We start from the raw sequence: 4,733 nt of genomic DNA, 5'->3' as shown, positions 1-4,733 counted from the left end.
CCGCCTTGGTCTTCAGGTCGCGCAGGTTCCCCACGCCATGCCGGCGCAGGCAGCGGTCCAGCCCCGAGCGCGAGGCGTTCGGGTTCAGGAACTCCCGCACAACCGCCAGCAGATCATCCAGCGACACCAGCAGCGCCTTTCGCAGGGCCACCGCGACGGCCTCCTGCGGTGGTGTCAGCGTCGTCTGGAGCCTGTGCGGCGTGTGGCTGCGATCCGCGACGCTGTCGCGCTTGCGCCACTTGTAAACGGTCTGCTCCGTTATGCCGAAGCGCTCGGCCAGGACCGGAGCAGGCTCCGTGCTCGCCTGGATCGCCGCCCGCACCTTCGGCGTGGTCGTGGCCTGCTTGTGAAGATGTATCAGCATGGTCGTGCCCCGTCTCGAAGGTCCCTCAGAACCGATCTTGCCATGAAGAGCGCGGATCGTCGCGGGGAAAGGTGATCATCCGGGACGGAACATCTAAGCTTTATCCTTTAGAGAAAGTTGCTTCCTCACGCCGCAACCTAAAAAATGGTTGCTAGGTGCTGGGGCTCCGACAGGCGCGGAAGTTCCTCCCAGTTATTGATCCCCGGCCTAAGCGAGAATACACCACGACTCGGCCCACAGATGCGAGGTGTCCGGATGCTCAAGCATCGCGGCTTTCCCGGGCGGCTCCCCGGCACAGACTTTCAGTTTACGATCCGCCGCGCCGCCAAGGCTGGCGCGACGGCAATTGCGCGGCGTGAACGCCATCGCGACCGCAAGACTGTGGACCGCGCCGCCGATCGCGCCTTCCTCTACGCTCTAATTGATCATTTCGGAGATGAGCCGTTCGAACGCGGCAATCTCGATGCGGGGCGGTTGTCCTGGCTCATCGGACGGGAGGTGCTTCCCGCGGAGGACCCCTTCGACCCGGCCAGCTACGATGCGCAACTGCGCGTCGATCTCGATCGTGCGCGCGCGTCCTATCCGGAGATCTTTGCCGAAGACCGGCCGGACGAAGTTGAGGAAGCAGACGATGACTGGGACTGATCCGATGACGTCGGTGCGGGGCCAAACTGCAAAACGGAAGAATAACGCCATGTCGACATTCGCAACCCGCTTCATCGGAGTTCTCTCCGTCCTGACCTTGTCGGCGTGTTTGGGGACTGACCTCGAGCGTGCCGGCGGCGGTGCATTGATCGGTGGCGTTGCGGCGAGTGCGTTGTCCGGCAACGTCGCTGGCGGTGCTTTGCTCGGAGCGGCAGTCGGTGCGCTGGCAGACGATCTGTCGGGCTACTGACACTCGACGTGAGATGCAGCGGGCGTAAAAAACGGCGCTTTCTGGGAAACTGCGCCTCCGGATGCGCGTTGTCCCGCTACATCTACCATGGAGAGACATCATGAGCCGCACATTCATCATTCCCGCCCTCGCACTCGTCGGCGCGCTTGCCGCATGTAACCAAGGCAGCGATCTCGAGCGTGCCGCAGTTGGCGGAGCCGTCGGCTGCGCCGCTGGCGAAGTGCTCTCGGACGGCAATTGCATCGCGGGCGGTGCTATAGGCGCGACTGCGGGCGCGATTGCAAACGACTTCTGATCAAACGTGCCGCATCGCGCGGCCGTCAGATCATGCATTGCGGGCCGCGCGGTGACTTGACCGGGCGGCCCGATCCCGTTTGGATCCAGCTCTGGACCGGAGGGGTAGGGAACTTGTTTGAAAAGATACTGATCGCCAATCGCGGCGAGATTGCGTGCCGAGTGATCAAGACCGCGCGGCGCATGGGGATCGCGACGGTTGCGGTGCATTCCGATGCCGACCGTAATTCGTTGCATGTCCGTATGGCCGACGAGGCTATACATATCGGTCCGCCCCCCGCGGCGCAGAGCTACATCGACATCGAGCGTGTGATGTCCGCTGTGCGTGCGACCGGTGCGCAGGCGGTCCATCCAGGCTACGGATTTTTGTCCGAAAACCCGAAGTTTGCTCAGGCCCTCCAAGCGGAGAACGTCGCCTTCATCGGCCCCCCGGTCGGCGCGATCGAATCCATGGGCGACAAGATCACGTCGAAGAAGATCGCGGCCGAAGCCGGGGTCAGCACCGTCCCCGGCTATATGGGCTTGATCGCCGATGCCGACCAGGCCGGCCGGATCGCCGGAGAGATCGGCTATCCCGTGATGATCAAGGCAAGCGCGGGCGGCGGCGGCAAGGGGATGCGAATCGCTTGGAACGATGCCGAGGCGCGCGACGGTTTCCGGTCGTCGAAGAACGAAGCGGCCAGTAGCTTTGGCGACGACCGGATTTTCATCGAGAAGTTCGTTACGCAGCCTCGGCATATCGAGATTCAGGTTCTATGCGACACGCATGGAAACGGCGTCTATCTGGGCGAGCGGGAATGTTCGATCCAGCGCCGCAACCAGAAGGTGATCGAGGAGGCGCCTTCGCCGTTCCTCGACGCAGAGACACGTCGTTCGATGGGTGAACAGGCGCTGCGGCTGGCGCAAGCCGTCGGCTATGCGAGCGCGGGCACGGTCGAGTTCATCGTCGATGCGGAGCGTAACTTCTATTTCCTCGAGATGAACACGCGCCTCCAGGTGGAGCATCCGGTGACGGAATTGATCACCGGCATTGATCTGGTGGAGCAGATGATCCGCGTGGCGAGCGGCGAGAAGCTGTCGCTGACGCAGGACGACGTCGTGCTGAACGGTTGGGCGATCGAGAGCCGCCTTTATGCCGAGGATCCTTACCGCGCGTTCTTGCCGTCGATCGGGCGTCTCACCCACTACCGCCCGCCCGAGGAGGTGAAGGCCGGCCCGCTTTTGTCGAAATGGCTGGAGCCTGCGCCCGAGGGTGAAACGGCTGTACGTAACGATACCGGCGTCTTCGAGGGCGGCGAAATCAGCATGTTCTACGATCCGATGATCGCGAAGCTCTGCACTTGGGGTCCCGACCGTGACGCGGCGCTCGCAGGTATGCGCGATGCACTGGACGGCTTTGAGGTCGAAGGAATAGGGCATAACCTGCCGTTCCTGTCGGCAGTGATGGACCACCCGAAGTTCATCGCGGGCGATATAACGACGGCGTTCATCGCCGAGGAATATCCCGACGGCTTTCAAGGCGTAGACCTTCCTGAAGATCATTTGCGTCAGATCGCCGCCGCCTGTGCCGCCATGCATCGGGTGGCTGAGATCAGGCGCTCGCGCATCTCGGGGCGGATGGATAACCATGAACGTGTCGTCGGTTCGGACTGGGTCGTCACGCTTGGCGGACAGCGGTTCGAGGCGCAGATTGCGGCCTATCGGGGTGGGGCGGACGTCAGCATCGGCGGCGCGACGCTGCGCGTGGAAAGCGGCTGGACACCCGGCGACCGCTTGGCTTGCATAACGATCGACGGCGCGGCGATCGTTTTGAAGGTCGCCAAGATCACCCACGGGTTCCACATTCGGACGCGCGGTGCCGACCTGCGCGTACATGTCCGAACGGCGCGGCAAGCGGAACTGGCTGCGCTGATGCCTGAAAAGGCGGCGGCGGATACATCGAAGATGCTGCTTTGCCCGATGCCCGGCCTCATGGTCAGCGTCGATGTGGCCGAGGGTGAGGAGGTGCAGGAGGGTCAGGTGCTGGCCGTTGTCGAAGCGATGAAGATGGAAAATGTCCTTCGTGCAGAGCGAAAGGGCGTCGTTTCCAAGGTGAACGCCGCCGCAGGCGACAGCCTTGCCGTCGACGATGTCATTCTGGAGTTCGAGTAGCCCTCCGGCATGGACGCCCTCGTCGCCCTTTGGCACTGGTTCGGCGCTTGGGACGCGCGCATCTGGCAGGCGATCATCGCCGGCAGTTTCGTTGCGGCCGGGTGGCTGGTCAACGGGCGACGCAACCGATTGGCCGCGCGGCGGTTGCGGGCGGAGCGTCTGCGAGACGCGCATCGCGCGATCTTCGCCGAGATCGACGCCAACCTGTCGAATCTTTTGGACGAAGCGGCATTGCGCGCGGAGGCTTCGGCCTTCGCGCTGCGAATATACGAGGATCCGAACTTCGTCCCGCTGATCCCCAGAGAGCGGCACGACCGCATTTTCAGTGCCTTGGAAAGCGAAGTTCACGTTCTTCCACGGGTGACCATCGACCCGATCGTCGCGTATTATTCTCAGCTTTTATCGCTCTGAGAACGGCGGTGCAAAAGTCTGCCACGGTAGCGGCGGGATGAGCCTGCTGCGGGCGGCGTAAAAGTCGTCCACCTTTACCCTCTCTGGCGGCAGGGAGGGCGGGAGGATTTTCACCGTGGACTTGTATCGTAAGGTGCGATTGGCCTGTGCGGAGGGCATGAGCCAGCGGGCGGCGGCGTATCACTTCGGGATTTCGCGCGACAGCGTTCAGAAGATGTTGGCGTTCTCGATTCCTCCAGGATACCGGCGAACGGCGCCCGTGAAGCGGCCGAAGCTGGACGGGTTCACCGGGATCATCGACGGCTGGCTGGATGGCGATCGCGAGGTCCATCGCAAGCAGCGGCACACGGCGAAGCGGTTGTTCGAACGGCTCCGCGATGAGCATGGTTTCGCCGGCGGCTATACGATCGTGAAGGACTACATGCGGGAGCGCGAGCGGCGCGGCCGAGAGATGTTCGTGCCGCTGGCGCATCCGCCCGGTCATGCCCAGGCCGACTTTGGCGAGGCGGTGGTCATCATCGACGGCGTCGAGCAGAAGGCGCATTTCTTCGTCATGGACCTGCCGCACAGCGATGCCTGCTTTGTGCGCGCTTATCCCGCGGCGACAGCGGAAGCCTG

At 63.2% G+C, this 4,733-nt stretch carries 7 protein-coding genes; 6 read left to right on the top strand and 1 reads right to left on the bottom strand.

Features of this window, described 5'->3' with window-relative positions:
• Nucleotides 1–364: helix-turn-helix domain-containing protein (locus JSE7799_RS10490; RefSeq protein ID WP_186201904.1), on the bottom strand; the 364-nt coding region annotated here is incomplete at its 3' end.
• Nucleotides 365–619: 255 nt separating this feature from the next.
• Here JSE7799_RS10490 and JSE7799_RS10485 point away from each other — a divergent pair.
• The 6 genes from JSE7799_RS10485 to JSE7799_RS10460 all read left to right on the top strand — a co-directional run.
• Nucleotides 620–1,009, top strand: coding sequence for a hypothetical protein (locus tag JSE7799_RS10485; protein ID WP_055663560.1), 390 nt, complete (start codon nucleotides 620–622; stop codon nucleotides 1,007–1,009).
• Between the two features lie 49 nt (nucleotides 1,010–1,058).
• A complete protein-coding gene (locus tag JSE7799_RS10480; protein ID WP_055663559.1) occupies nucleotides 1,059–1,259 on the top strand; it encodes a hypothetical protein in 201 nt (66 codons plus the stop codon).
• Between the two features lie 100 nt (nucleotides 1,260–1,359).
• Entirely contained in the window at nucleotides 1,360–1,554 is a 195-nt protein-coding gene (locus tag JSE7799_RS10475; RefSeq protein WP_055663558.1) for a hypothetical protein, read from the top strand.
• Between the two features lie 113 nt (nucleotides 1,555–1,667).
• Nucleotides 1,668–3,704: an acetyl-CoA carboxylase biotin carboxylase subunit gene (locus JSE7799_RS10470; protein WP_055663557.1), complete on the top strand. Its 2,037-nt coding sequence runs from the start codon at nucleotides 1,668–1,670 to the stop codon at nucleotides 3,702–3,704.
• Nucleotides 3,705–3,713: 9 nt separating this feature from the next.
• Complete coding sequence (locus tag JSE7799_RS10465) at nucleotides 3,714–4,115, top strand: hypothetical protein (RefSeq protein WP_055663556.1); 402 nt, start codon at nucleotides 3,714–3,716, stop codon at nucleotides 4,113–4,115.
• Between the two features lie 115 nt (nucleotides 4,116–4,230).
• Nucleotides 4,231–4,733 (top strand): IS21 family transposase (locus JSE7799_RS10460; RefSeq protein ID WP_503089885.1); only part of this gene is annotated, 503 nt, incomplete at its 3' end.

This window comes from Jannaschia seosinensis, from assembly GCF_001408515.1.
Lineage (GTDB): Bacteria > Pseudomonadota > Alphaproteobacteria > Rhodobacterales > Rhodobacteraceae > Jannaschia > Jannaschia seosinensis.
The sequence above is the reverse complement of the archived record's forward strand: the minus strand, read 5'-3'. Positions and strand labels throughout refer to the sequence as shown.

Bases quoted from the DNA above. Each gene is read 5' to 3' on its own strand.
- JSE7799_RS10485 (WP_055663560.1), top strand. From the start codon at position 620: ATGCTCAAGCATCGCGGCTTTCCCGGGCGGCTCCCCGGCACAGACTTT.
- JSE7799_RS10480 (WP_055663559.1), top strand. From the start codon at position 1,059: ATGTCGACATTCGCAACCCGCTTCATCGGAGTTCTCTCCGTCCTGACC.
- JSE7799_RS10475 (WP_055663558.1), top strand. From the start codon at position 1,360: ATGAGCCGCACATTCATCATTCCCGCCCTCGCACTCGTCGGCGCGCTT.
- JSE7799_RS10465 (WP_055663556.1), top strand. From the start codon at position 3,714: ATGGACGCCCTCGTCGCCCTTTGGCACTGGTTCGGCGCTTGGGACGCG.